The sequence below is a fragment of the Candidatus Thermoplasmatota archaeon genome (assembly GCA_035540375.1).
GTDB lineage: Archaea > Thermoplasmatota > SW-10-69-26 > JACQPN01 > JAJPHT01 > DATLGO01.
This window is the reverse complement of record DATLGO010000015.1, coordinates 20331-44438: the sequence shown is the minus strand read 5'-3', so window position 1 is coordinate 44438 and position 24108 is coordinate 20331. Positions and strand designations below refer to the sequence as shown.

25 protein-coding genes and 1 tRNA gene are annotated in these 24108 nt (G+C 70.8%); 16 read left to right on the top strand and 10 right to left on the bottom strand.

Going from position 1 to position 24108, the window contains the following annotated elements:
• The first annotated feature begins 123 nt into the window (after positions 1–123).
• The 5 genes from VM889_01875 (at position 124) to VM889_01855 (ending at position 4271) form a co-directional block, all read left to right on the top strand.
• Positions 124–1374, top strand: a complete 1251-nt coding sequence (locus VM889_01875; protein HVL47285.1) for a cation:dicarboxylase symporter family transporter — start codon at positions 124–126, stop codon at positions 1372–1374.
• Entirely contained in the window at positions 1371–2537 is a 1167-nt protein-coding gene (locus tag VM889_01870) for a threonine synthase (protein HVL47284.1), read from the top strand. The genes VM889_01875 and VM889_01870 overlap by 4 nt, the downstream gene beginning before the upstream one ends.
• Positions 2538–2615: 78 nt before the next feature.
• Positions 2616–3617, top strand: a complete 1002-nt coding sequence (locus VM889_01865) for an NDP-sugar synthase (protein ID HVL47283.1) — start codon at positions 2616–2618, stop codon at positions 3615–3617.
• A 151-nt stretch (positions 3618–3768) separates the two neighbouring features.
• Positions 3769–4011 (top strand): hypothetical protein, encoded by a 243-nt coding sequence (locus VM889_01860; protein ID HVL47282.1) that lies wholly within the window; start codon positions 3769–3771, stop codon positions 4009–4011.
• A gap of 56 nt (positions 4012–4067) precedes the next feature.
• A complete protein-coding gene (locus tag VM889_01855) occupies positions 4068–4271 on the top strand; it encodes a hypothetical protein (GenBank protein ID HVL47281.1) in 204 nt (67 codons plus the stop codon).
• Here VM889_01855 and VM889_01850 read toward each other — a convergent pair.
• A complete protein-coding gene (locus tag VM889_01850) occupies positions 4258–4746 on the bottom strand; it encodes a hypothetical protein (GenBank protein ID HVL47280.1) in 489 nt (162 codons plus the stop codon). The two genes, VM889_01855 and VM889_01850, sit on opposite strands and share 14 nt — an antisense overlap.
• Positions 4747–5066: 320 nt before the next feature.
• On the opposite strand from VM889_01850, the gene VM889_01845 reads away from it, so the two are divergent.
• A complete protein-coding gene (locus tag VM889_01845; protein HVL47279.1) occupies positions 5067–5255 on the top strand; it encodes a hypothetical protein in 189 nt (62 codons plus the stop codon).
• Between the two features lie 25 nt (positions 5256–5280).
• On the opposite strand, the gene VM889_01840 is transcribed toward VM889_01845, so the two are convergent.
• Positions 5281–6915: an AarF/UbiB family protein gene (locus VM889_01840; GenBank protein HVL47278.1), complete on the bottom strand. Its 1635-nt coding sequence runs from the start codon at positions 6913–6915 to the stop codon at positions 5281–5283.
• Between the two features lie 341 nt (positions 6916–7256).
• Positions 7257–8192 (bottom strand): hypothetical protein, encoded by a 936-nt coding sequence (locus tag VM889_01835; GenBank protein ID HVL47277.1) that lies wholly within the window; start codon positions 8190–8192, stop codon positions 7257–7259.
• A gap of 212 nt (positions 8193–8404) precedes the next feature.
• Between VM889_01835 and VM889_01830 the strand changes: the two genes are divergently transcribed.
• Positions 8405–9094, top strand: coding sequence for a helix-turn-helix domain-containing protein (locus VM889_01830; GenBank protein HVL47276.1), 690 nt, complete (start codon positions 8405–8407; stop codon positions 9092–9094).
• A 195-nt stretch (positions 9095–9289) separates the two neighbouring features.
• Positions 9290–9829 carry a hypothetical protein gene (locus VM889_01825; GenBank protein ID HVL47275.1) on the top strand — a complete coding sequence of 180 codons (540 nt, stop codon included), beginning with the start codon at positions 9290–9292 and terminating at the stop codon, positions 9827–9829.
• Between the two features lie 41 nt (positions 9830–9870).
• Here VM889_01825 and VM889_01820 read toward each other — a convergent pair whose 3' ends face one another.
• Together VM889_01820 and VM889_01815 are read right to left on the bottom strand one after the other, a co-directional pair.
• Positions 9871–11505, bottom strand: a complete 1635-nt coding sequence (locus tag VM889_01820; protein HVL47274.1) for a hypothetical protein — start codon at positions 11503–11505, stop codon at positions 9871–9873.
• Between the two features lie 161 nt (positions 11506–11666).
• Positions 11667–11741, bottom strand: a tRNA-Ile gene (locus tag VM889_01815).
• Between the two features lie 119 nt (positions 11742–11860).
• Here VM889_01815 and VM889_01810 point away from each other — a divergent pair.
• Complete coding sequence (locus VM889_01810) at positions 11861–12949, top strand: polyprenyl synthetase family protein (protein ID HVL47273.1); 1089 nt, start codon at positions 11861–11863, stop codon at positions 12947–12949.
• On the opposite strand, the gene VM889_01805 is transcribed toward VM889_01810, so the two are convergent.
• Entirely contained in the window at positions 12930–13931 is a 1002-nt protein-coding gene (locus VM889_01805; GenBank protein ID HVL47272.1) for a potassium channel family protein, read from the bottom strand. The genes VM889_01810 and VM889_01805 overlap by 20 nt on opposite strands.
• A 97-nt stretch (positions 13932–14028) precedes the next feature.
• Here VM889_01805 and pheT point away from each other — a divergent pair, with 97 nt between their 5' ends.
• Positions 14029–15687, top strand: coding sequence for a phenylalanine--tRNA ligase subunit beta (gene pheT, locus VM889_01800; protein HVL47271.1), 1659 nt, complete (start codon positions 14029–14031; stop codon positions 15685–15687).
• 3 nt (positions 15688–15690) lie between these two features.
• On the opposite strand, the gene VM889_01795 is transcribed toward pheT, so the two are convergent.
• The gene (locus VM889_01795) at positions 15691–16104 is read right to left on the bottom strand and encodes a hypothetical protein (GenBank protein ID HVL47270.1); all 414 of its coding nucleotides are present in this window, start codon (positions 16102–16104) and stop codon (positions 15691–15693) included.
• 164 nt (positions 16105–16268) lie between these two features.
• Here VM889_01795 and VM889_01790 point away from each other — a divergent pair, with 164 nt between their 5' ends.
• From VM889_01790 to VM889_01765, 6 genes are all read left to right on the top strand, one after another.
• Positions 16269–16700, top strand: a complete 432-nt coding sequence (locus VM889_01790) for a hypothetical protein (GenBank protein ID HVL47269.1) — start codon at positions 16269–16271, stop codon at positions 16698–16700.
• 10 nt (positions 16701–16710) lie between these two features.
• A complete protein-coding gene (locus tag VM889_01785) occupies positions 16711–17262 on the top strand; it encodes a hypothetical protein (protein HVL47268.1) in 552 nt (183 codons plus the stop codon).
• 91 nt (positions 17263–17353) lie between these two features.
• The gene (locus VM889_01780) at positions 17354–17932 is read left to right on the top strand and encodes a hypothetical protein (GenBank protein ID HVL47267.1); all 579 of its coding nucleotides are present in this window, start codon (positions 17354–17356) and stop codon (positions 17930–17932) included.
• Positions 17933–18383: 451 nt separating this feature from the next.
• Positions 18384–19439, top strand: coding sequence for a hydroxymethylglutaryl-CoA synthase (locus VM889_01775; GenBank protein ID HVL47266.1), 1056 nt, complete (start codon positions 18384–18386; stop codon positions 19437–19439).
• Positions 19439–20614, top strand: a complete 1176-nt coding sequence (locus VM889_01770; protein HVL47265.1) for a thiolase domain-containing protein — start codon at positions 19439–19441, stop codon at positions 20612–20614. Before VM889_01775 ends, VM889_01770 begins: the two co-directional genes overlap by 1 nt.
• Positions 20614–21012: a Zn-ribbon domain-containing OB-fold protein gene (locus VM889_01765; protein HVL47264.1), complete on the top strand. Its 399-nt coding sequence runs from the start codon at positions 20614–20616 to the stop codon at positions 21010–21012. The genes VM889_01770 and VM889_01765 overlap by 1 nt, the downstream gene beginning before the upstream one ends.
• Here VM889_01765 and VM889_01760 read toward each other — a convergent pair whose 3' ends face one another.
• The 3 genes from VM889_01760 to VM889_01750 all read right to left on the bottom strand — a co-directional run bounded on the left by VM889_01760 (position 21013) and on the right by VM889_01750 (position 23997).
• A complete protein-coding gene (locus VM889_01760; protein HVL47263.1) occupies positions 21013–22713 on the bottom strand; it encodes a hypothetical protein in 1701 nt (566 codons plus the stop codon).
• Between the two features lie 73 nt (positions 22714–22786).
• Positions 22787–23521: a hypothetical protein gene (locus VM889_01755; GenBank protein HVL47262.1), complete on the bottom strand. Its 735-nt coding sequence runs from the start codon at positions 23519–23521 to the stop codon at positions 22787–22789.
• Positions 23518–23997, bottom strand: a complete 480-nt coding sequence (locus VM889_01750) for a YbhB/YbcL family Raf kinase inhibitor-like protein (protein ID HVL47261.1) — start codon at positions 23995–23997, stop codon at positions 23518–23520. The genes VM889_01755 and VM889_01750 overlap by 4 nt, the downstream gene beginning before the upstream one ends.
• Between the last annotated feature and the right edge of the window lie 111 nt (positions 23998–24108).

Here is a 24108-nt window from a genome sequence, read left to right as displayed (position 1 = left end):
GTTCCCGACCCAGTCCTTCCCCCTCCTCCGGCGCCTCCGGCGCCTTCCCCCGCTGAGACCCTCGCCGTCGCCCTCCGACGGTGGGGCGCACGTTAAATGCGGGGGTGGTGTTCGGGGGGTGCCATGGTCCGGAAGCTCCTCGGCCCGATCATCCCGCTCGCCGCGCTCGTCGCGGGCGTCCTGCTCGCCGTCGCCGTCCCGGACACCACGGCCTGGGGCAAGGAGGGCATCAAGCTCTTCGTCGCGGCCTTCAACGTGATCGCCCCTTACCTCATCCTCTTCCTTCTCGCGGCCACCGTCGCGGACCATTTCGGCGACAAGTCCCGTCGCCGCGTGCTGCCTCTCGTCTTCGTCTCGTTCGTCATCTCGACCGTGCTCGCGGCGGTCTACGCGGTCGTCCTCATCGCGGGATTCTTCGGTCTTCCGATCCTCGGCGCGGCGTCGACCGACGCGGCCGCGGCGGAGGGACCTTCGATCATGGAGCACCTCGCGGAGGGCCTGCGCGCCCAGACCGTGATCGCGGTCGTGTACGGCCTCTTCGTCGGTTTCACGCTCGCGATCCTCGGAGCCCGCACGGGCGTCGTCGGATACGTCGCGACCCAGACGCGGCTTACCTTCGCGCGCTGGGGCGCGTTCATGCTGCGCATCCTGGCCTCCGTCCTCAAGGTCGGCCTTCCGCTCCTCCTCTTCGCCGCGGGCCTCGCGCTCATCGGCGCGGTCGGGGCCGCGGGCGACGCGGCCTACTGGTACGGCGTGAGCTTCGCGCTCACGGTCGTCCTCCTCGGATCATTCCTCGGCCTCTACACGGCGCTCGTCTACTTCGCCGCGGGCAAGGACGGCGTGCGCCGCTTCGGTCGCTTCACGCTCAAGTCCGGAACGCCCGCTTGGGCCGCCTCCTCGAGCATGGCCGCGCTCCCGCTCGCGCTCGAGTCCGCGCGCGACGATCTCGAGGTCCCGGAGGACGTCGGCGACGCGGTGCTCGGCATCGGCGCCGTCGTGAACCTCGACGGCAGCATGATCGGCGCCTTCGCGCTCGTCGTCACCGCCGCCGTCGCGACCGGGCACGTGCCCACCTTCGCGGAGATCGCCCTTCTCGCGATCCCGCTCGGCATCGTCCTCCACGGCATCCCGGGCGTCCCGGGCGGCTTCGTCGCGGTCGTCCCCCCGATCGCGATCGCCGGCCTCGGCATCCCGCCCGAGGCCGCCGCGACCTACACGGCGTTCTTCGTCTCGATGGCCGCGGGCCCGAACGACCAGCTGCGCTCGGCCGCGAACGTCATCTCGAACGGCGCGCTCGCGATCCTCGTGCACCGCATCGTGCGCGCGACGCGTCCCGAGGCCGGGAAGCCCGCGCCGGAGATCCGGGCGCCTTGATCGCGCGGCTCGAATGCGGCCGCTGCGGCCGCGTCCACGAGGACGGCCCGCGCGCGCTCGCGACCGTGTCGCGCTGCTGCGGAAAGCCGCTTCTCGCGCGCTACGATCTCGCGGCCCTCCGCGGTCGCGTCACGCGCTCGGCGCTCGAAGCGAGGCGCCCCGGCCTCTGGCGCTATGCCGAGGTCCTCCCCGTGGAGGACGCGCGATTCCGCTTCACGCTCGGCGAAGGGGGCACGCCGCTTCTTGCGCCCGCGCGGCTTCGCGAGGCGCTCGGAATCCCGAACCTGGCGGTGAAGGAGGAGGGCCTCAACCCGACCGGGTCCTTCAAGGCGCGCGGCCTCGCGATGGCCGTCTCCGCGAACGCGGAGCGCGGCGCGCGCGGCTTCGCCGTCCCGAGCGCGGGCAACGCGGCCGCCGCCCTCGCCGCGTACGCTGCGGCCGCGGGCCTGCCCGCGCACGTGTTCATGCCGCGCGACGTGCCGCCCGTCATCCGCGAGGAATGCGAGGCCTTCGGGGCGCGCGTGACGCTCGTGAGCGGCCTCATCACCGACGCCGCGAAGGAGGCCCAGGCGCTCGTCGCGAAGGATCCGTCGATCTTCGACGTGAGCACGCTCAAGGAGCCCTACCGCGCGGAGGGCAAGAAGACGATGGGCTACGAGGTCGTCCAGGACCTCGGTTGGACGATGCCCGACGTCGTGGTCTACCCGACGGGCGGCGGCACCGGCATCGTCGGGATGTGGAAGGCGTTCGCCGAGATGGAGGCGCTCGGCCTCGTCGGCCCCGAGCGGCCGCGCCTCGTCACCGTGCAGAGCGAGGGGTGCGCGCCCCTCGTCGCCGCGTTCGAGGCGGGGCGCGAGGACGCGACGCCGTGGGAAAACGCGGCGACGCGCGCCGCGGGCCTCCGCGTGCCGCGCGCGATCGGCGACTTCCTCGTGCTCCGGGCGCTTCGCGCAAGCGGCGGGACGGCCGTTGCGGTCTCCGAGAAGGCGATCGCGGAGGGGACGCGCGACCTCGCGCGCGCGGGCATCTACGCGGCGCCGGAAGGCGGCGCGACGGTCGCGGCCGCGCGCCTGCTCGCCGATCGCGGGTGGATCCGGCCGTCCGAGCGGGTGGTCCTCTTCAACACCGGAAGCGGCTTTCCGTACGCGGCCTGGCGGGAATGACCCGGCCAGGATGCGTCACGCCTCGCGAGATCGTAGGAGGAACGCTCAAGGACTAGCGGTCCTTTGGGCACCCGTCCCATGAAAGCGATCGTGATGGCCGGGGGCGAGGGCACGCGGCTCCGCCCCATCACCGAGCGGCTCCCGAAGCCCTTCGTCCGCGTCGCCGGAAAGCCCACCATCGAGTATGTCCTCGACCGCCTCGTCGAGGCCGGCTTCCGCGACGTCATCGTCACCACCTACTACAAGCCCCACCTCCTCATCGAACGCCTCGCGGGCGGTACGAAGGTCGGCGCGCGCGTCTTCTACAGCGTGGAGGACACGCCCGCCGGCACCGCGGGCGGCGTCAAGAAGGTCGGCGCGCTCCTCGACTCCACCTTCGTCGTCACCTCGGGCGACGTGCTCGCCGACGTCGACATCGGCGACCTCGTGAAGGCCCACAAGGCGAAGGGCGCGATGGCGACGATGGCGCTCACGCGCGTCGAGGACCCGACTCAGTTCGGCATTGTGGGCCTCGACGGCAACGACCGCATCGTGCGCTTCGCGGAGAAGCCGAAGCGCGAGGACGTGTTCTCGAACCTCATCAACGCGGGCATCTACGTCCTCGAGCCCGAGGTCCTCTCGATGATCCCCGCGGAGGGGGCCTTCGACTTCTCGAAGCAGCTCTTTCCCAGGATGCTCGCCGAGGGCAAGCCGCTCTACGGGCGCGAGATCAAGGGCTTCTGGATGGACGTCGGCCGCCCCGCGGACCTCATCGCCGCGAGCGCGGAGCTCGGCAAGCGCCACCACGGCGGACCGTTCAAGGACAAGGCCGAGGTCGACCGCACGGCGAAGGTCGTCGCGACGGACCTCTACGCAGGCGCGAAGGTCGCGCGCGACGCGCAGGTCGAGGGCTCGATCCTCTACGACGGCGCCTCGGTGGGCCCGGGCGCGCGCGTCGCGCGGAGCATCCTCTGCGACGGCGCGATCGTCGAAGAGGGCGCCGTCGTCGAGGACGCGGTCCTCGGCGCGCAATCGCGGGTGCCCGCGAAGACGCGCTACGTCGGGGGTCGGCTCGAAGGCGGCGCGGTCGCGAAGCCGTGAGAGGACCCTCGCGGCGGCGCTCCCCGGGGGCGAGCCGCCCTATCGAGCGGCTCGCGCTTCGCCGCGCCGTTGACCCATCAGGACGCCTCCCGGGTCGAGCGAGCGACAGGCGGTCGACAGCATCATTCCCTGCGCGGTTCGTTCGACCCCGATGGAAATCCTTCGCTGGATCGTCATCGCAGGCCTCGTGACCGCCCTCGCGCCGTCCGTCGCGCTCGCCCACGGGACGCACAAGTGCGAGGGTCTCGTGGATGAGCACTGCTTCGCGTACTGCGAGGACACGGGGTCCATCGAGGACTGCCGCGACCCCTGCGAGCTCTGGGTCGACGGGTTCTGCACGAACATCCTGGACCCGGGTTGTTCGACGTGCCGCGCGCGCGTCCACCTTCCCTGAAGAGGGTTTGACGTCGCCCCATCCCCGGAGCGCCCAGCGCTCCGGGGCGATCTTCGATGATCCACGTTTTTTCGCCGCCGATGACGCGCGAGGTCCCCGGCGGCGCCGATCATCCGCGCAACGTCGCGCTCGATGCGCTCGGTCGGACCGCATGCGACGCGACGCGCCGCAGGCGTGCCGCGGCGTGTGCAGGCGGCGTCTTTCTCCGCGCGAGGCGGGCTGCCTTTCGCGGCGGCCTTGCCTCGATCAAAGGGCCGTGAAGTCCGCGGGCGGCGTCTCGTAGAACACGGTGACCGCGATCGTGCCGCGCAGGTTCACGACGGGCTCTCCAGCCTGCGGGACGATGCGCCACGTTCCGCGGTCGTCGTCCGTGAGGTCGAGGACCATGCGCGCGCCACCGCGGCCGCTCACCTGATCGCGAAGTTCCTCCGCGGGACCGAACGCATAGAGGAAGCCATTGCACGAAGGCGGCGCGGTGCACGTCCACGTTCCTTCCACGACGAGCGCGCGGGGCGCCGGGCCCGCCGGGGCCGACGCCGGGCCGCTGAAGCCGACGGAGACGAAGACGGGCGGCGCCGCGAGCGAGGCGTCGATGGTGAACGCCTTCTTCGTGGTCTCGGGGTCGGGGACGGCGGGTTTCGAGGCCGGCGCGACGGGCGCGGGCTCGACGGTGGAGCCGAGGCAGCCGGCGAACGCGACCGCAAGGGCGACGAGGATGACGCTCGGGGCCGACATGACGGGGTCATGGGACGGGCCCAGCTTTATCTTTCCTGTCAAGGGGACCGCCGCGTCAGGGTCCCTGGGTCGTCGCGCAAAATGACCCCGTCGCGTTGGGCCGCCACAGCGACGCGAGCGCGCCCCGCGCGCATCGTCTCACCCGCGCGCTGCCGGTGTGCGCGCGGCGCGCGCCGTCGCCGCCGCCCTTCGCGCGTCGTCGCGCGCCGTGGGCCCGCTGCGGTCGCTCGCCGGGCCCGCCGGGGGCGTATAAACATTGGCGGGGCGACACAACTAGAGGGAAGAAGCCGTCCGCGGTCGCCAGCCTGCCTGGTGTGATCGTGCACCCGAAGATGGAGAGGCTGAGGGCGTATCTGCGACACGGGTTCCGGCTCGCGTCGATCGAGAGCGATCGCCGCGCGATCGAGGTGCGCCTCGTGCGGCCGCACGCGCGCGTTTGCGGCGTGACCGTCACGTTCGACCGCAAGGACGCGGCAAGGCTACTCGCCGCGACGCGCGTCCGCCGCTGAGCCGCGGGCGGCCCGCGGCGCTCCGTCAATCGGCGAGATAGAGCATCACGAACGCCCAGAGCAGGACGAAGAGCGACGCGACGAAGAGGAACGGGAGCAGGAAGGTCGGGCTTCCGAAGGCGAGCACGAGGCCGGAGCCGAGGACGAGCGCCGCGATGAGCGCCGTGAACGAGGTCCGGAAGCTCCTGCGCTCCTCCTGCGCATGGTACTCGGTCATCGACGCGAGGTCCACCTTGATGCGCAGGTCGTTGCCCTCGATCTTGCGCGAGAGCGCCGCGAGGCGCGTCGGGAGCGCCTTCACGAACTCGGTCGTCTGGAGCGCGGCGTCGAGGAGCATCTCCGCGCCGCCTTCCGCGCTCACGACGCGACGGCGGATGACGCCGAGGATGTAGGGTTGCAGCACTTCGACGAGCTCGAATTCGGGGTCGAGCTTCTTGCAGAGGCCCTCGAACTGGAAAAGCGCGCGCGTGATGAGCATGAAATCCGGCGGGAGCAGCATGTTGTGCCGCTGCGCGACCTGGATGATCATGTCGAGAACGACCGGGTCGCCGACGCTCGCCCGCTCGCGCTCGTGGTAGTCCATGATGCGCTCCGCGTCGCGCGATAGCGCCCGCAGGTCGACCTCCCCGTACACGTTGCAGATGTCGTAGAGGCTCTGCGCGACGGCTTCGACGTCGTTGCGCACGAAGCCCATGATGAGATGCAGGATGCGCTCGGCGCGGCGCTTCGTGACCTTGCCGACGGCGCCGAAGTCGAGGAACGCGACCGTCGTCGCGTCCACGGCCATCAGGTTGCCCGGCGACGGGTCGGCGTGGAAGAGGCGGTCCTCGAACATCTGCTTCGCCATCGCGTGCGTGATCACGCGGGCGAGGCGCTTGCCGTCGAGGGCCTTGAGGTCCGGGTTGTCGAAGTCCGAGAGCTTGTAGCCCTCGATGCGCTCGAGGACGAGGACGCGCTTCGCGGTGAACTCCCAGTGGATCTTCGGGATCTTCACCCCCTCGAAACCCTGGAAGGACTCGTACACGCGCTGATGGTTGCGCGCCTCGTAGCGGTAGTCCAGCTCCTTCACGAGCATGTCGAACACCTCGTTCAGGTGCTCGCGGGGCTGCCACACCCGGCTCGCCGCGAAGAGGTTCTCCACGAACCGGACCATGGGCTCCATGATCTCGAAGTCGACGAAGACGCGCTCCTCGATATCCGGGTGCTGGCACTTCACGGCGACCTTCTCGCCGTTCTTCAGCACCGCGAAATGGACCTGCCCGATCGAGGCCGACGCGACCGGGACCTCCTCGAAGTGGTCGAACAGCTCCTCCATCGGGCGGCCCAGCTCCCGCTCGATGAGCTGCTTGATGAGCGGGAACGGCGAGGGCGTCGTGCGGTCGTAGAGGCTCTTGAACTCGTCCACGAACGCCTTCGGCACGAGGTCCGGGCGCGTGCCGAGCAGCTGCCCGATCTTCACGAACGTCGGGCCCAGCTCCTCGAGGGCGCGCCGCGTCTTCCGGGGCACCTCGGGCGGGATCACGACCTGGCCGCCCCGCGGACCGGGGGTCCTCTCCGCGACGGCCATCTCCCGCATCATGCCGAAGACGTCGTTCTTGTAGAGGATGCGGGAGATCTCCACCGTCCGCTGGAGCTTGCTCACCGCGCGTGCGCGCGCCATGGAAGGAGTTCCTGACGCGCGGTAAGGCCACGCCCTTCTTTATATCTACTGGGTTCCGGACCCCGGCTTCCTGGGGGGAAAGTGCGAGGCACAACCGAGGCGGGGGCAGCGGGCCGGATCATTGTGGGAGGCACACCCACCCCTGGAGCGGGGGCCTTCGGGCGCGGGGACCGGGGTCCGGGCGTCGGACCCGGGACCGGGACCGGGTGCCGGGATTCGGGGCCGGGTCCGGGCGTCGGGACCGGGCGCGGGTGCCGGGACCGGGCGCCGGGAGCCGGGCGTCGGGTCCGGGTCCGGGTCCGGGTCCGGGTCCGGATCCGATGCCTCCTCGCGACGCGCGATCAGCCGCTCTTCCTATCCTTCGACTTGGACGCGGACTTCTGGCCGTCCGGCTTCGCCTGCTTCGGCTTCGCGTCCTTCTTCCCGCCCTTGTCCTTCGACCTCGAGGCCTTCTCCATCCCCTCGCCGTCCTTCTTGGACGTCCCGTCGTTGGACCCCTTCTTCGAATCCTTCCCCTTCGGCTTGGCCTTCGAATCGGCCGTGTCCTTGCCTTCCTTCTTGCCTTTGTTCTTGGACTGGCCGTCGGCCTTTCCGTCCTTCTTGTCCTTGCCCTTCGGCTTCGGCTTCTTGTCGGCCGCCTTCCCGTCCTTCCCGGCCTTGTCCTTCTTCTTGTCCTTCGCCTTCCCCTCCTTGGGCTTGGCGTCCTTCCCCTTGCCCTTGTCCTTCTTCGCGTCCTCGCCCTTCTTCTCGGCGTTGCGCGCTTCGCGCTCGGCCTCGCGCTTGGCCTTCCGCTCCTCGCGCTCGGCTTCGCGCTTCTCCTTGCGCTCCTTCCGCTCGGCCTCGCGCTCGGCCTTCTCCGCGTCCTTCGCCTCCGCGGGCGACGCGCCCGAAGCGGCTGCGTCCGTTGCGGGGATCTCCGCGAGCGCGTCTTCAGCGACGCCGTCCGGGGGCACGACGCCGGCGTCGGCGAGAGGGGCGTCGCCCAGGGTGTCGGGCGCGACCGCTTCGGTTGCGCCCGCGGGGGGCGCGGGCGGGAGCGCGTCGAGGCCCTGCGGGAATCCGATCGATCCGACGCCCGATGTGGGCATCGTCGCCTCGGTCGGGGGGGTGAGGTTCGCGAGGTCCCCCGCATCGGGCGCGAGGCCGTCGGCGGAGGCCCCTTCGTCGCCCGTCGCCTCGAGCGGGATCGGCATCGCGGAGGGCGTGACGCACCCCGCGAAGGTGAGGGCGGCGGTCGACAACAGGGCCCCGAGGATCAAGGTGCGCCGTTCGAGCATGGCTGTCGGGGGCCACCCGCGGCGGGATGGTGCATACCCCGGGAGGCGACCGCCACTCGCCGCGATTCCGCCCGACCCCACCCGTCAACAAGGCGCAGACGGGCGGGGGAACGGACGCCGGAGGGCGGACTGACCCTCCCCCACGCCATTCTTTCGGCGCGAGCCGTCGCCACCTTCGGCAGCCTTATCGATCGAGGACCGGATGTCGACGCATGACGATGAACGATCGGATGGCCGAGAAGATGGCGGGCGAGATCACGCTCTCCCGCGAGCCGGGCCAGACGATCCGCAAGTGGCGGGAGATCTTCAGCGTCTCGCAGACGCAGCTCGCGGAGATCCTGGAGGTCTCGCCGTCGGTCATCAGCGACTACGAGTCGGGCCGCCGCAAGAGCCCGGGCACGGTCACGGTCCAGCGCATCGTGCACGCGCTCATCAAGATCGACGAGACGCGCGGCTACCGCGTGCTCCGGACGTACCAGTCGATGATGGAGACGAACGAGGCGATCATCGACATCCGCGAGCTCTTCGTGCCGATCACGATCCCGAAGTTCGTCGAGGCGATCGACGGCGAGATCATCGCGAACGAGGAGAACGTCGAGCGCGAGCTCAAGGGCTACACGATCATCGACTCCGTGAAGGCGATCACGTCGCTCACGGCCTTCGAATACATGAAGATCTACGGGTGGTCGAGCGAGCGCGCGCTCGTGTTCACGGGCATCACGTACGGGCGTTCGCCGATGGTCGCGATCCGCGTGCACCCGATGAAGCCCGCGTGCATCGTCTACCACCGCCCCGAGAAGGTGGACGACCTCGCGCTCCGCCTCGCGAAGACGGAGTCGATCCCGCTCGTCATCTCGCGCGCGCCGCTCGACAAGATCACGGAGCGCCTGCGGACGCTCTGAGGGGATCCTCCCGCGACGGCGGGAGTTGTGCAGGACTCCCCGCCCCAGGGTCGCGTCCGCGACCCGAACGAGGCCCGGGGGCGATCTCGCCCGCCATGGCCGGGCGTCGCGGTCGCAGGCCCGATCCGACCCGCGCGGGTCAGGGCATACGATCTCAAGGTCGTCCTTATCAAGCGGGCCGGCCCTCGCCCCGCGATGACCGCCACCCGCTCCGCCCGCACGGCCCTCTTCGTGGCCCTGGGTCTGATGACGATCGCCTTCGCGTTCCCCGCCTCCGTCGCGGACCGCCACTGCCCCAACCCCGACGGGACGCCGTGCGAGCCGCCGAAGGAGTGCTTCGAGAAGGGCAACTCCGCGGCCGCGATCGGCAACATCCAGGCCGGAACCGTCACGCTGCAGACGCAAGTCGGGAACAGCGCCGTCGAGCTCCCGCGCAAGGACCTCGCGATCGCGATCTCCACGACGGGCCAGCTCGACGTCGAGGTCGTTCACAAGTGCGTCCGCGAATACACGTTCTCGTGGACGAAGACGAGCATGATCGGCGGCCCGACGTCCTTCACGACGACGGTCTACCCGAACTGCTTCGCGGGCGTCGACACGTACGCGATCCCCGTCGGCTGGGACCTCGTCGACATCCACATGACGCTCACGGCGACCGGCTGCGACGGCGCGACGCACTCGGACGTCCGCGACATCAAAGTCGTCGACCCGCCGCTCGTCGTCCCCGCGCTCTGAACGCGCGACGCCGCCCGCCCGCGCGGGCGGCCCCCTTTTTTTCAAGCCGTCGTAGGCGTCCAGGCCTCGAACCGGTCGCAATCGCGCACCGGGGCCTCGCGCGGCGACCCGATCTCGTCCGTCCACGCGAGCGTGACGCCCGCGTCGGTGCAGGCCGTGAACGCGGGCGCGCCCGCCGCGAACGTGACGCTTTCCGTCGCGTACCGGCCCGGGAGCGTCGGATCGTGGATCACGACGAGCTCGATCGGCGCTCGACCGGCGACGAATCTCGCCTCCTCGCCGTAGAGCGGGCCTGCGGGCTCGCGCGCGACGCCCCCGACCCACGTGAAGGTCCCGGGGCGCCAATCGTCGTCGGGCACGAGGGTGACGAGGAACCGGCAGATCGTGCCGCGCCCGACGCAGCTCGCCTGCTGCGGGATGGCGGCGCCGACGAACTCGCCGGCGGATGCGTACGGGCGGTCCGGGTAGGCCCGCGTGCCGCTCTCGTACGCGTCGCCCGGCGAGGCTGTCCCGACGAACCCGTCGCCGTCGCGGTCCTTCCAGAGGCCGATCCAGATCTCGAAGGAGAAGGTCCCCGGGATCGGCGCCATCCGGCCGTCCGGCCCACGTCCGACGACGTCGCCGGACCGCTCGCTCAGGGGCGCCGTGGAGCACGTCGGGCAAGCCCATCCTTGGCGAAGCACGAGGTCCATCCAGTCCGAGTACGCGTCGATATACTCCGCATGCCGTCCCGACGCGGTCGCGCCCGATCCCGGCTCGACCTCGTGCTCGTAGCGGGCGAACGCCGCCGAGACGAGCGGGCCGACGACGGTTTCGGCCGGACCCGAGAAGAGCGACGGCGAGGGTCGGCACTCCGCCGGGCAGAGGCCGAGGCTCGGGCTCCCGATGTCGTCCATGAGCGGGCCGGCGAGGGCGTCGTACAGGGCCGCGAGCGCCGGAGGCGCGAGGGCGGGGTACCGGTCGATGTCCACGCGCGAGCCCGGCACCGGCGTGTAGGGCCGCACGTGGCCTGCCGCATCGACGCTCGGACGCAACTCGGGCTCCGCGACCGTCGCGACCTCCAGGGCGCGGGCGAGCGATCCGTCGAGGAAGATCACGCCGCTGTAGCCGACGGTCATGGGCTGCCGGTAATAGAATCCGGATCGTCCGGCCGCGTCGTAGAAGAAATCGGGCGACCACGCATCGGGCCTGTCGAACGTGAGCGTGGAGGGGTGGCTTCCGGGCTCGACGTAAGCGACGAGGAGCGTGAGGTGCTTCGCGATCCATTCGTTCGAAGAGGCGGTCCTCGCCTGCAGGGCCCGCACGCGCTCGTCACCGTCGATGTTGCCCCACAGCCCGTACCAGGCGACGAACTGCGTCCAGCCCGGCAGGATCGCGTCCGGCGCCTCGCCGTTCGTCGCGTGGTGGGGATTCCCCCGGCCCGTGATGGGCATCGCATCGAGGATGCGGATTCCGGACGGGGGAAAGGGCCTGAAGGCCTCGATCTCCTCCGGACATGACGGGGTGGCGACGCGCGCCTGCGCCTCCGCGACGCAGTTCATCTGGCCGGCCCCGTCGAGCGCGATCCGTTGGGCCTCGCGCCGCTCGAAGCCGACGGGATGGAACTCCTCCGACGCGGTCTGGGCGAGGGCGAGCGGAGCCGCGAGAAGCAGGACAACGCAGGCGAGGACGCGCATGGGCGCGGCTGTCCCTTGGGGGTCATGGAGGTGGCGAAGGTTTGTCGGGGCGAGTTCGCGCCGCTCCCGCCCAGGGACGCGACGAAAAGAAGGTCGAACGCTGAACGGGGGTGGTTGAGGGGGAAAGGTCGCGCCTCTCCCTGTCCTCGCCCTTCCTTGCATGGGCCATCCAGGATTTGAACCTGGGACCTTCCGGTTATCAGCCGGATGCTCCAGCCAGTCTAAGCTAATGGCCCGGACCGACCGGAGAAAGACCCCGGCCGGGCTTGCCGTGATTCGCTTTTTCATATATGAGCTTTCGGAGCCCTGGATCCGAGGGAATAGCTTGAAGGCGGCCGCAAAGCTTCGAGCGCCCATGCGTGCCGACCCGGGGCGCATCGCCCGCCTGGAGGCCACCATCCGCGAGCACGCGGTCCTCGTGAACGGCGCCCTCGCTTCGTACCTTCCCGCCACGGGCGGGACGTTCGCGAAGTCGCTCGCCGAATACCTCGCCTTCTCCGAGAAGCGGCTGCGGCCGTCGCTCGCCGTCTACGAGCCCATGCGCCACGTCGTCGAGGCGGGCGGCAAGCGCATCCGGCCCACGCTCTGCATGCTCGCGTGCGAAGCGGTCGGCGGCAAGCGCGAGATGGCGCTTCCCACGGCCGCGGGCATCGAGTTCCTCCACACCTTCACGCTCGTCCACGACGACATCATGGACAAGGATCTCGTCCGGCGCGGACGCGAGACCGTCGGCGCGCTGTGGGGCGACGAGGTCGCGATCACGGTCGGGGACGGGCTCTTCGCGCTCGCATTCAAGGCCGTCGCCGCGAACGCGGACGTGCCCGGCGTTCCGCCGGGCCGCGTCTTCCGCGTGATGGAGGGGGCCGCCGAGACGTCGCTTCTCCTCGCGCAGGGCCAGACGATGGACCTGCTCATGGCGCACCGCGCCGACGTGCCCATCGACGAGTATCTGGAGATGATCCGCCTCAAGACCGGCGTCCTCCTCGAGTTCTCGCTCGCGGCCGGCGCCACGCTCGGCGGCGGCACGAAGGAGGACGCGGAGGCGATCGCGCGCTTCGGCGCGCCCCTCGGCATGGCGTTCCAGATCAAGGACGACGTCCTCGACCTCGTCGCCGACGAGAAGCGGCTCGGGAAGCCGGTGGGCTCCGACATCCGGAGCGGCAAGCGCACGCTCATGGTCGTCCACGCGATGGCCGAGTCGCCCGACGCGGGGCGCCTCGCCGAGATTTTGGAGAAGCCCGCCGCGAAGACGACCGACGCCGAGGTGCGGGAAGGCATCCGGATCCTCGAGCGCGCCGGGTCGATCCGCTTCGCGGAGGAAACGGCCGAGCGGTTCCTCTCGGAATCGAAGAACGCGCTCGCGAAGCTTCCCGCGACGCCGGGCGGCGAGGCGCTCGAGGCGCTCGCGACGGTCGCGGACTACATCATGCACCGCGACCGCTGACGTCGCGGTCCCACGACCAGCCTTCCGCCTCCACGGCGCCCCGCAATCGCGCGCGTCGCTTCGCGCCGGTCGCGGTCTCGCGTCCGAGGGCCTCGGGGTCGATCCCGAATCCGCGCGCCTCGAGGCCGTCCGCCGAGGGCGGCGGAGGGGGCGCTTCGGCCTCGACGAACGTGCGCGCGAGCACCGCCGCGTAACGGTCGATCGCGCCGCGGGCCTCCGCGAGCGCAAGCGGCTGCGGACGCGCCTCCGCCTCGCGGGCGGAAGCGAGGAGCGTCACGGCGTCGTCGAGGAGGGCCGCCGCGAGCGAAAGGGAGACGCGGCGGTCGCGAGCGTCGTAGAAGTGGAGCACGGGATACGCGAGGTGCTGCTCCGTCACGAGGGCCAACTGCTCCGCGAGGCTGGACAACATCCGGTCGAAGCCTCGGGGGCGCCCGTCCACGAGCCCCGTCGCCACGATGGCCGCGGGGGTCGCGCCGAGCGCGTGCACGCGCATGGCCGTGGTGCGTTTCTTGACGACGCCCTCGAGGACCGACATCGTGTAGGTGATCGCGAGCGTGAGCAGGACGAGACCGCTCAGGACGGCGACCGACGTCGCGGCCTGCCACGGCGTGCCGTTGGGGACGTAATCGCCGTTGCCCATCGTGAGGAGCGTGTAGGCGACATAGTACGCCTTGGCCGCGAGGCCCGGGGGCGGCAAAGAGCCGGTCGCCGCGAGGCTTGCCCCGTCGCTCGCGAAAACGAGCGTCCAGCCGATGCCGATGAGGACGAACCACGCCATGAGGGTCGCAACGAGGCTCGCGGGACCGAGGAGCGAGCGGAGACGGCGGCCTCGAGGACGCCGCGCGAGGGCGCGCAGGCCGCCCAGGAGGCGTCGCGTCATGGGCCCGGCGTCCCCGTCCACCCACCAGATGGTCCACCCCGCGTCGAGGAGCGTGAGACCGACGAGCCCGAGGCCCGCCCCGAGGATGAGGAGATCGGTCACGATCGTCCGCGCGTCGGCGTATGCATGAGGCTTGCGCGTCGGGAGCCGGAACGTCGCGGAACCCTCTTATATGGCAGGAAGCGGATGCGCGCCGCAGATGCCGGTCATCCGCTTCGACGCCCGCGAGCTCACGCGCCTCGTCGGGAAGAAAATCCCGCGCGGGACGCTCGCCGAGAAGATCCCGATGATCGGCGCCGACGTGGACGACGTGTCGGGGGACCGATGGGCGATCGAGTTCTTCCCCGACCGGCCCGACCTCTTCACGGTCGAGGGCATCGCGCGCGCGATGCGCGCATTCCTCGACGTGAAGCCCGGCCTCGCGACGTACAAGGTCGCGGCTCCGAAGTCGAAGCTCGTCGTCGACCCGAGCGTCGCGAAGGTCCGGCCGCACATCACCGCGGCCGTCGTGCGCGGCGTCGACGTGACGGAGGACCGGCTCGAGGGCCTCATCGCGCTCCAGGAGGCGCTGCACTGGGGTCTCGGGGCGCGTCGCCGGAAGGTCGCGATCGGCGTCCACGACCACAAGCCCGTCAAGGGTCCCTTCGTCTACAAGGCCGTCGATCCCGAGTCCATCCGCTTCGTGCCGCTCGCCTCCGAGGAGGAGATGGACCTCGCCGAGGTGCTGAAGCGCCACCCGAAGGGTCAGGACTACGCTCATCTCCTTGCGGGCCACGGACGCTTCCCCGTCATCCTCGACGCGGCGGGGAACCTCCTCTCGTTTCCGCCGATCATCAACGGCGCGCTCACCACGGTCACGACGAAGACGCGGGACGTCCTCGTCGACGTCACCGGCTGGGACGCGTGGGCCGTCGAGCGCGCGCTCAACCTCGTCGTCACGAGCCTCGCCGAGAGCGGCGGCCGCATCGAGGCGATCACGATCGAGACGCCGCCCGCGAAGAGGGGCGCGAAGGCGAAGACGCGCCGCGCGCCCGCCCTCGAACCCGAGAAGCGGACGCTCGCGGTCGCCGACGTCGAGAAGCTCCTCGGCCTCCCCTTCACGCCGAAGGAGGCCGCGGCGTGCCTCGCGCGGATGGGCTACGGCGCGAAGCCCTCGACGAAAGGCAAGGTCGCGGTCGAGGTTCCCGCGTGGCGCACGGACATCCTGCACGACGTCGACCTCATCGAAGACGTGGCGATCGGGTACGGCATCAACGAATTCCCGCACGAGCGGCCGCACGCCGTGACCTACGGCACGCCGCTTCCCGGCGCCCGCGCCGCGGAGCGCGCCCGGCAGAGCCTCGTCGGCCTCGGCTTCCTGGAGGTGATGTCGCTCTCCCTGTCGAACGCGCGCGACCAGTTCGCGCGCATGCAGCTCGCGCGCGACTGGAGCGTCGACGTGATGAACCCGCTCTCGGAGGACCACACGCTCCTGCGCGTGCACGTCCTCCCGAGCCTCCTCAACGTGCTCGCCCGCAACGCGCACCGCGATCTCCCGCAGCGCGTCTTCGAGGTCGGCACGGTCACGGTCGAGCGCGAGGACGGGACGCCGCGGCACGAGAAGCGCGTCGCGGGCGCGTGGATCGCGAGCAAGGTCGGCTACTCCGACGCGAAGTCCGTCGTCCAGGCGCTCGAGCGCGACCTCGGCTGGAGCGCCGAGATCGGTCCCGGCCACCACGCGAGCTACGTCGAGGGCCGCGTCGCGGCCGTGACGGACACGGACGGGCGGACGCGCGGGGTGTTCGGGGAGCTCTCCCCGGCCGTCATCACCGCGTTCGGGCTCGCGAACCCGGTCGTGGCGTTCGAGTTCGTGCTCTGATCCCTAACGTCGATTTAGCATCGACTTTAGGAGGCGGACCACGAGTTCTTGGACCTCGGGATTCAACTCCTCATATAACGAGAGCGAGCGGGCCGTGTACTTGTCCTCGATACGTCCAACTACCTCATTGCCGCGCCAGACCCAATCTACACTAATGAACGAACCCACCTTGTCATCACGCGCATCCGGGTGTCTGGGGCGGGCCCGATTCACGATGCCGACGGCCTTGATAATCAGGCCTTGGTTAGGCGGGAACGATTTCATGTACACAATGTCCCCGGTCTGGAGTCGATTGAGGATTGCATGGAAGACCGGGGCTTCCTTCTCGCTGTATCCAACGGCCGCAACCGAACGGTCGAGGAATGCCTGCGTCATATCATCGGGATCGTAGTACGAGCCAACGCCATAGATTGCCATTGACGGGTCCTCAGTCTTCGTAAATGGCTATCTCTATTTAATCGGTCCTAACAAGCTCGGAGTTGACGGTGTGAAAGCTCCTTGGCGACATAGTTATAAAGCCGATCGACCTCTCAGCGTTTTGGCCATAGTGTCCCACACTATGGCATACTACGGGTGGCTCCATGAAGATCGACATCGGGAACGGCAAGATCCTCGGCACGAAGAAGGTGAGCGCGAACGGCCAGATCAGCGGCTTCACGGAGTACGCGGGCCGCGAGGTCCTCGTCGTCCTCCCGGACGGCGAGCCGCAGGTGCGCCTCGACGCGCGCGAGTACGCGAAGGAGCTGCAGACCGCGGCCCACGAGCACATGAAGCTCGCGTTCATCCAGTACAAGGATCTCAAGAAGCGGTTCGAGACGCCCGACCGCGCGACGAAGGAGTTCATGTCCAAGCACGCGCCCGAAACCTTCCAGGGCCTCTACGAGAAGGTCGACTCGTTCGTGAAGTCGAACCTCGGCAAGGCCGAGGCGCGCGTCGAGAAGGCGCTCGGCATGGAAGGCTCGAACGGGCACGCCCCGGAGCCCGCGAAGGAGACCGAGGAGATCCGCCTCTGAGGGGGTCGCCATGGTGAAGGTCGAGACCCGCAAGGTCAACGAGGACGGCACGATCACGGGCCTCGCCCCCGGCCGCGAGGTCCTCGTCGTGACGCGGCCCGACCTCGAAGGGAGCCGCGTCTCGAAGGTGCTCGAACGCCCGCGCGCGATGCTCGCCGACCTCGGACGGTTCGCCCGCGAGCACGCGGACCTCACGGTGGGCCAGGTCAGGCAGTTCACGGACCGCCACGGCAACCCCGCGGACCGTGTCCGCGCGTACGCCTCCAAGCTCTCGCCCGAGGAGTTCAAGGCGCGCGCGAAGGAGCTCGAGACCTTCGTCCACGCGCGCTTCAACGACGTGACGCGCGAGGTCGAGCAGCGCTACGTCCAGCTCGAGGGCGAGATCGACGACGCGGTCGAGCGCATCTTCGGGCGCGCAAGCCCCGTCGGGGAGCCCGAGGAGGCCGCGGCCGTGGGCGAGACCCCGTCGGCCGGCGCGCCGGTCGCGGCCGCGCCCGAGCCCGTCGCCGCGAAGGCGGGCGGCGCGAAGAAGCCCCGCGCGAAGAAGGCGAAGCAGGACTGAGACCCCGGGGCCGGCGGCCTCGCCTGATAAACCCGCCGGTCCTCGAGCGTTCCACAACCGGTATCCTCACCCGCCGGGCTTCTGCCAGTTTATGCCCGCGGAGCAGGCCCTCGTCCTCGCCCGTCATCCCGGCCGCGTCTCGGCCGCCGCGAACCGCCTCGTCCTCGACTGGTCCCGCGAGACCCTGGGCTCGTCGACGACGGCGCGCGTCGTCGCGGAGGCGGAGCGCCGCCACGGCGTGCGTGTGGAGGCCGAAGGCGCGTGGGCGCCGTTCGCGACCCATCTCGCGCTCCTCGACGCGCTCGCGTCGGAGGTCGGCGTCGACCGCCTCGCGGAGGCGGGCCGCTACAACGCGCGCCACGTCGAGCGGGTCGTGCCGGGCGTGGGTTTCCTCCTCAAGTTCGTGAAGCCGCGCCGTCTCCTCTCGGAGGCGCCGATGCTCTGGAAGACGTACGCGGACTTCGGCCGCATCGAGCGCGCGGAAGGCCGCGACGGCGCGGGCGAGATCGCGTTCACGGGCTTCGCGCCGACCCCCGCGTTCTGCGCGAGCCTCCAGGGCTTCTTCGGCGGCCTCCTCACGCGCGTCGGCGCGAACGCCGTCCGGCTCGAGCACCCCGAGTGCCTCGCGAAGGGCGCGCCCCGCTGCCGCTTTGTCGGCGCGTGGGCCTGACCCGCTCCCTCTCCCGCTCCCGCTCCCGGACCCGGACCCGGACCCGGTCCCGGACCCGGTCCCGGGCCCGCTGCCCGGACCCGGCTCCCGGTCCCGAGACCCGGCACCCGGTCCCGACTCCCGGGCCCGGTCCCGACACCCGGCGCCCGGCACCCGGTCCCGACTCCCGGGCCCGGTCCCGGTTCCCGACGCCCGGCACCCGCCTCCCGGTCCCGGTCCCGGTTCCCGGCACCCGGTCCCGACTCCCGGGCCCGTTCCCGGTTCCCGGCGCCCGGTCCCGGTTCCCGGTCCCGGTTCCCGGTCCCGGTCCCGGTTCCCGACGCCCGGTACCCGGCGCGCGAATGCGAGCGCCCGCCCGACGCCCTTTTCACCGGTTTTTTCGGCATTTGCCGGTATTTCCATCGGTTGCTTTATTAAGTACCGCGGGCGTTGCGCGCCGTCCGGTGGACCCATGACGGTCGGCATCGTGAGCTACGGCGCGGCGATCCCGCGCTACCGCATCAAGTCGGAGGAGATCGCCCGCGTGTGGGGCGAGGACCCCGACAGCATCAAGAAGGGCCTCAATGTCCACGAGAAGACGGTGCCGTCGCCGGACCAGGACACGACGACGCTCTCGGTCGAGGCGGCGCGCGTCGCGATCAAGCGCGGCCGGTTCGACCCGAAGACGATCGGCGCGATCTACGTCGGGAGCGAGTCGCACGTCTACGCGGTGAAGCCGACGGCGACGATCCTTTCGGAGGCGATCGAGGCCTCTCCGTACCTCACGGCCGCAGACTTCGAGTTCGCGTGCAAGGCGGGGACGGCCGCGATCCAGACGTGCGTCGGCCTCGTGGGCGCGGGCATGATCGAGCGCGGCCTCGCGGTCGGCGCCGACACGAGCCAGGGCGCCCCCGGCGACGCGCTCGAGTACAGCGCCTCCGCGGGCGCGGCGGCGTTCGTGATCGGCCGCGAGCGGGTCATCGCGTCCATCAACCACACCGTCTCCTACACGACGGACACGCCCGACTTCTGGCGCCGCGAGGGGCAACGCTACCCGACGCACGGCGGCCGCTTCACGGGCGAGCCGTCGTACTTCCGCCACGTCCAGGCGGCCTCGGAGCGCCTCATGGAGCGCGCGGACATGAAGCCCGCGAGCTACCAGTACGCGGTCTTCCACCAGCCGAACGGCAAGTTCCCGATCCGCGTCGCCCAGAAGCTCGGATTCAATGAACCCCAGTTCAAGACCGGCCTCCTCACGCCGATCATCGGCAACACGTACTCGGGCTCGTCGGTGCTCGGCCTCTGCGCCATCCTCGACGAGGCGAAGCCGGGCGACCGCATCTTCATGTGCGCGTACGGCTCGGGCGCGGGCGCCGACGCCTTCGACATCACGGTCACGGACGAGATCCGCAACCTCCACCGCGAGGGGACCCCCACGATGAAGCAGCTCATCGACGACAAGGAGTACGTGGACTACGCGACCTACGCGAAGTTCCGCGGCAAGATCATCAAGGGAGCGTCGGCCTGATGCGCGACGTCGCGATCATCGGCCAGGGCATGACGAAGTTCGGCGAGCTCTGGGAGCGCTCCCTCCGCCAGCTCGTCACCGAGGCGGGCCTCGCGGCCGTGAAGGACGCGGGCGTCCCCGGCGACCGGATCGACGCCATGTACGTCGGCTCGATGAGCGCGGGCCGCTTCGTCGGGCAGGAGCACGTCGGCGCGCTCGTCGTGGACGAGGCGGGCCTCGCGCACCACCACATCCCCTCGACGCGCATCGAGGCCGCCGACGCCTCGGGCGGCGTCGCGCTTCGCCAGGGCTACCTCGCGGTCGCCTCGGGGGACGCGGACGTCGTCGTGGTCGGCGGCGTCGAGAAGATGACGGACGTCATCGACCAGGAGCAGACGAACACGCTTGCGACGGTGCTCGACCAGGAATGGGAGGCGTTCTTCGGCGCGACCTTTCCCTCGGTCTACGCCCTCATGGCGCAGCGCCACGCGCACAAGTACGGGACGACCGCGGCCCAGCTCGCCGCGGTCTCGGTGAAGAACCACGAGCACGGCGCGATGAACCCCAATGCCGCCTATCCCTTCGCGATCACGAAGGACGCGGTCCTCAAGAGCCCGATGGTCGCGGACCCGCTCCGCATGCTCGACTGCGCGGCGAACCTCGACGGCGCCGCCGCGGTCGTGCTCTGCGCGGCCGACAAGGTCGCGGAATTCACGCGGAAGGACCGCGCCGTGAAGATCCTCGCCTCGCACCAGGCGAGCGACACGCTTGCGATGCACGACCGCGCGAGCATCACGGAGCTCGCCGCGACGAAGCACGCCGCGAAGCGCGCCTACGAGCGCGCGCGCCTCACGCCCGCGGACATCGACGTCGCGGAGGTCCACGACGCCTTCACGATCGCCGAGATCCTCGCGATCGAGGACCTCGGATTCTACGCGAAGGGCTCGGGCGGCGCGGCCGCCGAGAAGGGCTTGACGTCGTGGAAGGGCGAGAAGCCCGTCAACACGTCGGGCGGCCTCAAGGCGCGCGGCCACCCGCCGGGCGCGACGGGCGTCGCGCAGGCGGCCGAGATCGTCCAGCAGCTCCGCGGCGAGGCCGGCAAGCGGCAGGTCGCGGACGCCGAGATCGGGCTCGCGCACAACGTCGGCGGATCCGGCGGCACGGCCGTCGTCACGATCTTCGGGAGGATGAAGTAATGGCGGTTCCCCGCTTCTGGCGCGAAAACCACGAGCGCTACAACCTCAAGGGCGCGAAGTGCACGAACTGCGCGACGATCCTCTTCCCCGCGCGCAGCCTTTGCCCGAAGTGCCGGCACGCAAGCGTCGGAAAGCTCGTCCCGCAGTCGCTCTCCGGAGAGGGCGTCGTCGAGAGCTTCACGACGGTCCACAGCGCGCCCGCGGGCTTCGAGCTGCAGGCGCCGTACGTGCTCGCGATCGTCCGCCTCGCCGAAGGCCCGCGCGTCACGGCTCAGATCGTGGACGTGGGAGGCAAGACGGTCGCCGTCGGGATGAAGGTCCGGAAGGTCTTCCGGCGCATCAACCAGGACGGCGAGTCCGGCGTGCTGCACTACGGGTACAAGTTCGCCGTCGCCTGATCACGCGAGCTGCCCGATCACGTCGCAGTCCCGCACGGTCTCGGTCACGTCCGCGCCGGCGTCCTGGAAGCGGACGCCGATGTCCTGCGTGCACGCGAGGAAGCCCCCGTGCATCGTGCCCTGCGGCAGGAAGAGGTTGCGCGTCGCGGCGTAGCGGCCTTGCACGACGGAGTCGAGGCGGAGTTCGAGTTGAATCGGCTCGTCGCCCTCGTAGTGGTAGGCGAGCGGGTCGCCGCCGTTCGTGTTCAGGAAGAGCATCGTCCCGGATCCGCTCGTGGTGATGAACGCGCCGATCGGGCCCCAGGTCGAAAGCGGGGTGATGTAGAGGCGCAGGTTCTGGAGGTTTCCGGACGGCTTGACGGGGTCGAGCGCCGCCGTCGGGAAGTACTCGACGCCCGCGTTGTAATAGTCGTCCGGGAGGGGCCGCGTGCCGCCTTCGTACGGATCCTCCGGGTTCGCGACGCCGATGAAGCCGTCGCCGTTGTGGTCGCGCCAGACGCCGATGCGCATCTCGAACCCGACGTAGCCGGGGAGCGCCGCCTGGGAGCCGTCGGCGGCGCGGCCCGCGAGGGGGCCGGGGCGGGCGGCCGCGGAGGCTTCCGCGGTGCCGGGGCCCCAGCGGGGAAGAAGGTCGATCCAGGCGTGGTAGGCGTCGCGGTAGGCGAGCCCGTGGTCCTCGTTGGTGCTCAAGGAGCCCGGCTGCCATTCGCGCGGGTAGGGCGCGTAAAGGCCATCGGCCACCGGTTCCGTGACCGGGGAGGCCGCCGTGCCGAGGGGGGCGGGGCCGATCCTGCAGCCGCCGGGACAGTAGCCGAGGCTGGGGCTCCCGACGGCGTTCACGGCGGGTCCCGCGGTGGCGGCGTAGAGGGCCGCGACGGGCCCGGGGGCCGCGGCCGGGTGGCGGTCCACGTCGACGAGCGAGGTGGGCCGGGCCGTGAAGGGTCGCTCCCCGTCCGGCGCGAGGACGGGGTCGGAGACGGCGGTAACGGTGACGTCCTGCAGGAGGCTGCCGTCGAGGAAGACGATGAGCCCGCCCACCTGGGCGATGTCGCCGTGCCTCGACGTATAGTATCCGTAGTTGGTCGCGGACTGGAAGACGATGTCCGGGGTCGTGTCGCGCGGCCGCTCCGAGTTCAGGAACTGCGGGTGCGCGCCGGGGTCGACGAACGCGGCGAGGAACGTCCTCGAGTCGATGAGCCACTCGCTGTCGAGCGTCGGCTGGTCTCCTTCCACGCGGTTGCGGATGATGCCGTCGGGATTCGTGTCCGCCCAATAGCCGTACCAGCCTTCGAACGTGCCGGCGCCGGGCCAGATCACGTCGGGAAGCACGCCGCCCGAGGCCCGGTGGAGGTTGCCGCCGCGCGTGCTCGTGGAACCGGCGAGGTTGTTGGGCGTTCCCGGCCCGATCGGCTCCATGAGGGATTCGGGGGCCTGCGTCGCGACGCCCGAGGCCATGTAGACGAGGTCGAGCATGCGCATCATGCTCCGGGAGGAGGACCACTTGCTGTGCTTCACAATCTCGTAGAAGCAGGTCGAGGTCTCGAGGCCGTGCCAGGCTTCCGCGACGCAGTTGGCCTGGCCGGGGGCCTGCGGATTCTCGGAACCCTCGAGCCACGCGGACGAGCTGTAGGTGGAAGCGGCGGCCGCGAGGGGGGCGGCGGCGACGAGGAGCGCAAGGACGGCGAGGACGCGGACGGTCAAGATGAGCCTCCCGAGCGCGAGGGGGTCTCGCGCACGATAACCCTTTCCAGGGACGGTCGGGCTTGCCAAAGCGTCAGACGGCGCGCCCGCGGCGACCGAGGAGACGTCCCGCGCCGTAGAGCGCGAGGCCGATGACGAGGGCCGGGACGCCGTAGACGACGAGGCCCAGCCACCAGGCCCCGTGCGGCGCGTGCGCGTTCTGGCCGAAGAAATCGAGGACGCCCGGGAACGAGGCGGGACCCCCCGTTCCGGCGACGGCCGAGGCGGGCTCGCCCCGCCCGGGATCCGGCAAGAGGCGCGGCTCGACGGGGGGCATGCCCTCCGCCCCCCCGATCGCGATCGTGTAGGGGCCGCCCCGGTCGGCAGAGGCATGGACCGCGAGGTGCGCGACGCCTTGCCCCTCGACGCTGAGGCGACCGCGCTCGAGCCAGCAGAATCCGAGGTGGCAGACCTCGCCTTCGGGCTCCGGGGTCCGCGCGACGACGGCGCCCTCCCCCGGGGCGAGGCTCACGCCCGGCGGGAGCGCGCCCTCGCCGGGAGCGGGGAGATCCTTGGCGACGAGAACGCCCGCGAGGGGGACCTCGCGCGCGCCTTCGCCCGCGGGCACGAGGAGGTCGACTTCGAGCCTTCCGTCGTACGGGATGCGGATCCAGTCCACGTCGTCGCCGTCCTCGAGAACGCCGTCGATCGACCACGACCACCCCGGAACGCCGAGCGCAAGCATCCGTCCCTCGACCATCTCCGTCGGCTGGTGCGCGGCCGCGAGGCCCGCGATCAGCAGGACCGCCGCCGCGAGCGCGGGTCTCATCGCGTCGACGTCCCCATCGTCTCGCCCCAGGCGAGGACGTGGCCCGCAATCGCGTCTTCAAAGGTGGACCGTCGCGCGCCGCGCGGGAGGTCGAGGAGCGCGTCGAGCGCGTAGACCTTGAAGAAGTAGCGGTGGGTGCCGGAGGGTGGGCAAGGACCCCGGTAGCCGACGTCCGCGAAGTCGTTGCGCCCTTCGAGGCCGCCGAGGGCCGTGACGTCGGCGCCCTCGGGCAGGGCGTCGAGGTCGGCGGGGAGGTTCCAGGCCACCCAATGCGTGAACGCGCCGCGCGGGGCGTCCGGGTCGTCGACGAGGAGCGCGACCGCGCACGTCCCCACGGGACGCGGTCCGAATTCGATCGCGGGCGCGACGTCGTCGCCTTCGCACGTGTGGCGCGGGGGGATCGGCCCCCCGGCGGCGAAGGCGGGCGAGCGCGGCGTCAGCGACTTCAGCGCCTCGAGCGCGCGGGCGTCGAGCATGTTTCCGGGACGGTCATCTTCGGACCAAGGCGGTTGCGGAGGCCCCGTCGATGGCCGCGGTCACGCGCGGTCCACGGGTTCGCTTCCCCGACCGGCAGGCCTTTGGCGCCC

Bases quoted from the DNA above. Each gene is read 5' to 3' on its own strand.
- VM889_01875 (HVL47285.1), top strand. From the start codon at position 124: ATGGTCCGGAAGCTCCTCGGCCCGATCATCCCGCTCGCCGCGCTCGTC.
- VM889_01850 (HVL47280.1), bottom strand. From the start codon at position 4,746: ATGTCGGCCCCGAGCGTCATCCTCGTCGCCCTTGCGGTCGCGTTCGCC.
- VM889_01825 (HVL47275.1), top strand. From the start codon at position 9,290: ATGACCGCCACCCGCTCCGCCCGCACGGCCCTCTTCGTGGCCCTGGGT.
- VM889_01855 (HVL47281.1), top strand. From the start codon at position 4,068: ATGATCCACGTTTTTTCGCCGCCGATGACGCGCGAGGTCCCCGGCGGC.
- VM889_01810 (HVL47273.1), top strand. From the start codon at position 11,861: ATGCGTGCCGACCCGGGGCGCATCGCCCGCCTGGAGGCCACCATCCGC.
- VM889_01860 (HVL47282.1), top strand. From the start codon at position 3,769: ATGGAAATCCTTCGCTGGATCGTCATCGCAGGCCTCGTGACCGCCCTC.
- VM889_01840 (HVL47278.1), bottom strand. From the start codon at position 6,915: ATGGCGCGCGCACGCGCGGTGAGCAAGCTCCAGCGGACGGTGGAGATC.
- VM889_01750 (HVL47261.1), bottom strand. From the start codon at position 23,997: ATGCTCGACGCCCGCGCGCTCGAGGCGCTGAAGTCGCTGACGCCGCGC.
- VM889_01755 (HVL47262.1), bottom strand. From the start codon at position 23,521: ATGAGACCCGCGCTCGCGGCGGCGGTCCTGCTGATCGCGGGCCTCGCG.
- pheT (HVL47271.1), top strand. From the start codon at position 14,029: ATGCCGGTCATCCGCTTCGACGCCCGCGAGCTCACGCGCCTCGTCGGG.
- VM889_01830 (HVL47276.1), top strand. From the start codon at position 8,405: ATGACGATGAACGATCGGATGGCCGAGAAGATGGCGGGCGAGATCACG.
- VM889_01785 (HVL47268.1), top strand. From the start codon at position 16,711: ATGGTGAAGGTCGAGACCCGCAAGGTCAACGAGGACGGCACGATCACG.
- VM889_01765 (HVL47264.1), top strand. From the start codon at position 20,614: ATGGCGGTTCCCCGCTTCTGGCGCGAAAACCACGAGCGCTACAACCTC.
- VM889_01820 (HVL47274.1), bottom strand. From the start codon at position 11,505: ATGCGCGTCCTCGCCTGCGTTGTCCTGCTTCTCGCGGCTCCGCTCGCC.
- VM889_01795 (HVL47270.1), bottom strand. From the start codon at position 16,104: ATGGCAATCTATGGCGTTGGCTCGTACTACGATCCCGATGATATGACG.
- VM889_01780 (HVL47267.1), top strand. From the start codon at position 17,354: ATGCCCGCGGAGCAGGCCCTCGTCCTCGCCCGTCATCCCGGCCGCGTC.
- VM889_01770 (HVL47265.1), top strand. From the start codon at position 19,439: ATGCGCGACGTCGCGATCATCGGCCAGGGCATGACGAAGTTCGGCGAG.
- VM889_01835 (HVL47277.1), bottom strand. From the start codon at position 8,192: ATGCTCGAACGGCGCACCTTGATCCTCGGGGCCCTGTTGTCGACCGCC.
- VM889_01790 (HVL47269.1), top strand. From the start codon at position 16,269: ATGAAGATCGACATCGGGAACGGCAAGATCCTCGGCACGAAGAAGGTG.
- VM889_01775 (HVL47266.1), top strand. From the start codon at position 18,384: ATGACGGTCGGCATCGTGAGCTACGGCGCGGCGATCCCGCGCTACCGC.
- VM889_01865 (HVL47283.1), top strand. From the start codon at position 2,616: ATGAAAGCGATCGTGATGGCCGGGGGCGAGGGCACGCGGCTCCGCCCC.